Below are 2,542 nucleotides of genomic sequence, written 5' to 3'. Positions count from 1 at the left end.
GGCAACGGCGCAGAGCGCGGCAATGACGGCGACAGCGCCGACAGCCCCGGCGCGGGACTGGTTCAGGGCCAGCACAAACGCAAGCACGCCGAGGCCTGCGGTTATCAGCACAGCGGTTATCCCCCTGCCGCGCCGTTCCGTCAGCAGCAGCAGGAAGCCGCAGCCGGCGCCGGTGGCGAGAAAGCTCGCCAGCAGGTTCACCTGCTGGAAAATGCCGTAAGGGCGGCCCTGGTTGCGCAGCCAGTCGAACTCATACAGCCGGGCGGCGAGGTGCGGGCAGAAGGCCTGCAGCAGGCCGGTGCCCGCCTGGCCCAGCGCCAGCACAAACACCGCCAGCAGCGCCGCGCGCCGGTGGCGTGGCGTGAACGGCAGGCGCAGCAGCGCCAGCCACAGCAGGAGCGCCGCCAGCAGCACCCACACGCCGGGGTTGCCGCGCGCCTGCAAAAGCCACGGCAGCAGGAGCAGCAGCCCGCCCGCCAGCAGCAGCGGCTGGCGCGGCGCTTTTAATTCTGCGTTTCTATATCGCCAGGCCAGTATGATTAAAACCAGCCCCAGCCAGCAGAGAAACGTGAGGTTAAAAGGCAACGCCACGCCGGACCCGCCGGAGTCGGGAATATAAAACAGCGTCAGGCAGAGTAATAATAACAGCAGGGTTTTCATAAGCGGATAAACAATAAAAAGGGGAAAGGCGAACCTTTCCCGAAAATAAAGTAATGCAGCAAAAGGAAATCAGGATATATTGATAAAATTCTCAATAAGGCGCCATTACTAGTACGCTACTTCCCGTATGCAAACCTTCACTGGTTACGCCCGTTAATAAATCTTTAATTGTTAGGGTGGAGTTACCTTGCGGAAGGTCAATTTTAGTTTTAAGGGGCTTATTATCAACCGTAATTTCTGACTTACCATCATCAAGATAAACATATTTATCATCAGTGATTAAATTAAACGTAACTGCCATGGTGCTAATACAAGATACATCCATGGAAGATACTGCTGAATGCCCTTCTGCATTTCTTAGAGAAATAGAGCCATGATCCAGTACAATTTCTGGCGTTACTATTTTACACCAGGTATCCAGGGGAGGAAGAGTCATACACCCACCAGGGGTGCGGACTCCTGACCAAGGCCCCCCACCATAAAAAGCATCACTCGCACCATAAGCATAAGCGACGCATGAATTATAAGGTGGGTAGGTACCAAAATAAGTTACAGCAACAATATCTTTACCACCATCATTATACAACTGCATCGCCATCTTACTTATAGATGATCTTCCATCGGCCCAAAGCTCCGCCCTGTGATCGATGCCTGACTTTCCACCATCTTGCGGGGTTACGCCTGTATAATCTTTTATAGCCAAGGCAACTTTATAGCCTGAAGGCGGAACATAATCCCCGGCGGAACCGATATCTATCACAGATTGTTTAATATAAAGCCCCCAAGACTGTACTCCATGAATATCTGTAGAGTTCCAACCAGCATTATAGCTGACTATAACAGGATAAGGACTGCTCCATGCGCAGGGTATAAATAAAAAAAACAGTGATATTAAAATTCGCTTCATCATTTTATCTCTTACTGATACGCCAGCACAAAATTTGCCGTCGCGGTAAAATCACCGGCTGCCAGCGTTTTATTTGCAACCACGGTTGGCCGCGCCTGGACGTAAGCATTAAACGTCAGCGTGTTATTGCCGCTGCTCAGCTGCGTATACGGGCTGGCTTTATTAATGGCCAGCGGCGTGCCGTCCGTTAACTCCAGACCAATCGCCACCCCTTTCGCCGTGCTGGCCGCATCCGGCGCCAGCAGCTCCGTGAGTTCGGTATCCGCCGTACCCTGGAAGGTGACGCTGACGGTACTGAGGATGGCCGGGTCGCACTCCTGCAGATGAATACTGAACGGCTGCGGTTTAGTGCGCTGGTACTGGTAAAGGTACTTTTCTATCACCGAACCGAAGTCGAGCCTGATATCGGTATCTGCATCCGGCAGCGTGCAGGGCTCCGAGACCAGCGCCCCGGAAAAATGCACGTTATCCTCCGCTGCAGAAGCGCCGGCGGAAAACACCAGCGCCAGCGCGGCCAGTAAAATTTTGTTCATGTCCGTTCCTACATATAATCCGCGCGCAGCGTCATGGTGGCCTCAAAGGCGCCTTCGGTGAGCGTCACCGCCGGGTCCTGCACCGGCACCGCCTGGATCTGCGGCGGGCTCGCCGGGTTGCTTACCGCCACGCGCTTCGCGAAGGTCGCCGGCTGGCCGTCCACCAGAATGCGGAGGCCGAGCCCGGTTTTGTCGGTTTTCACCGCCGAGGCGTCGAACGCCGCCGGCGCGGTGGTGTCCACCACAATGGCGAGCCCGCCGGCGGTATAGCCTGCCTCACAGTCCAGCGTGTAGCTCACCGGCTGCTTATAGTTATTGCCGTCGATTTTGTTGACGCCGAGGTCGTTGCCGAACGCCACCTCAATGGTCCGGCCGTTGCTGATGGTGCACGGCGGCGCCACCAGGGTGCCGTGGAACGACATGTTGTCGGCGGCCTGCGCGC

4 protein-coding genes are annotated in these 2,542 nt (G+C 55.6%); all 4 read right to left on the bottom strand.

The window, feature by feature from the left end; translation table 11 throughout:
• A partial coding sequence (locus IEX01_RS21390; protein WP_188724519.1) for a pilin glycosylation ligase domain-containing protein occupies positions 1–660 on the bottom strand: 660 nt, incomplete at its 3' end.
• 91 nt (positions 661–751) lie between these two features.
• On the bottom strand, positions 752–1,570 hold the full coding sequence (locus tag IEX01_RS21385; protein ID WP_188724517.1) for an MrpH family fimbial adhesin: 819 nt from the start codon (positions 1,568–1,570) through the stop codon (positions 752–754).
• An 8-nt stretch (positions 1,571–1,578) separates the two neighbouring features.
• On the bottom strand, positions 1,579–2,100 hold the full coding sequence (locus tag IEX01_RS21380) for a fimbrial protein (RefSeq protein ID WP_188724514.1): 522 nt from the start codon (positions 2,098–2,100) through the stop codon (positions 1,579–1,581).
• 8 nt (positions 2,101–2,108) lie between these two features.
• Positions 2,109–2,542: fimbrial protein (locus IEX01_RS21375; protein WP_188724512.1), on the bottom strand; the 434-nt coding region annotated here is incomplete at its 5' end.

Source organism: Franconibacter daqui (genome assembly GCF_014644275.1).
In the GTDB taxonomy this organism is placed as follows: domain Bacteria; phylum Pseudomonadota; class Gammaproteobacteria; order Enterobacterales; family Enterobacteriaceae; genus Franconibacter; species Franconibacter pulveris.
This window is presented reverse-complemented; position numbering and strand designations above follow the sequence as displayed.

Bases quoted from the DNA above. Each gene is read 5' to 3' on its own strand.
- IEX01_RS21385 (WP_188724517.1), bottom strand. From the start codon at position 1,570: ATGATGAAGCGAATTTTAATATCACTGTTTTTTTTATTTATACCCTGC.
- IEX01_RS21380 (WP_188724514.1), bottom strand. From the start codon at position 2,100: ATGAACAAAATTTTACTGGCCGCGCTGGCGCTGGTGTTTTCCGCCGGC.